This window comes from Salinisphaera sp. RV14, from assembly GCF_052044135.1.
Lineage (GTDB): Bacteria > Pseudomonadota > Gammaproteobacteria > Nevskiales > Salinisphaeraceae > Salinisphaera.
Map to the genome: position 1 here is coordinate 1 of NZ_JBQDYF010000051.1, position 841 is coordinate 841.

At 61.7% G+C, this 841-nt stretch carries 1 protein-coding gene; it reads left to right on the forward strand.

The genetic code is table 11. The annotated features are described in order from the left end of the window. Positions 1 to 392: 392 nt before the first annotated feature. Positions 393 to 841, forward strand: a 449-nt coding sequence (locus ACS8Y6_RS18355) for an ATPase domain-containing protein (protein ID WP_440856241.1), incomplete at its 3' end; no start/stop codon positions are given.

Genomic DNA, 841 nt, shown 5'->3' on the forward strand with positions numbered 1-841 from the left:
TCCGGGGATTAGCGGAAAACGAAGGGTCTGTATGCCGTGTAAATACGGTATTGATGACCAGATATTCCGTGTGAACATGGGCGTTCATACGCACTTCTGCAGATGCTTATCCAGAAGTCTGTTTCCGCGGGTCAAGAGCCGGCGCCAACGGTCCGCGAGTTGCAAAACAGGCGTAGCGAGCGAACAGCCTTCGCACTACTTGAGCCATTGCCGGCGGCTGGCATCGTGGCGGGTCGAGTCCCGGCCATTCTCTCGCCGCGTATGCGACAGCGCCTGCCGCAGCCTGCCCCGCTTTTCGGAATGCCGCGACGGCATCCGTCTAGCGCAATCCATCCCCATCAGCCAAGCGGATCGAAACCCGATGCAGACGCGCGATGCTTAACCCAGGACGCATGACGACCGGAGTGCCCGGGCTCGACGAGATCCTGCACGGCGGTTTGTTGGAAACCTATTCCTGCCTGGTGCGTGGCGGCCCGGGCACCGGCAAGACGACCCTCGGGATGCATTTTCTGACCACCGGCGAGGGCGGGGACGGGGTGCTCGTCTCCCTCGGTGAGACCGAGGGGCAACTGCGTCGCAATGCGCAGCTCAGCGGGCTGGCGCTGGACGGCGTTCCGGTGCTGGATGTGTCGCCGTCGATCAACCTCTCCGGTGCCGACGAAACCTTCAATCTCCTGGAAACCTGGGAAGTCGAGGCGGGCTCGATCCACGACTCGATTCTCGAATATGTGCGCAAGCACCGGCCTCAACGGGTGTTCATCGATGCGCTCAGTGAATTGCGTCACATGTCGCCCGACGCCTTTCAGTTCCGCAAGCAGGTGCTTTCGCTGTTGCGCCAGCT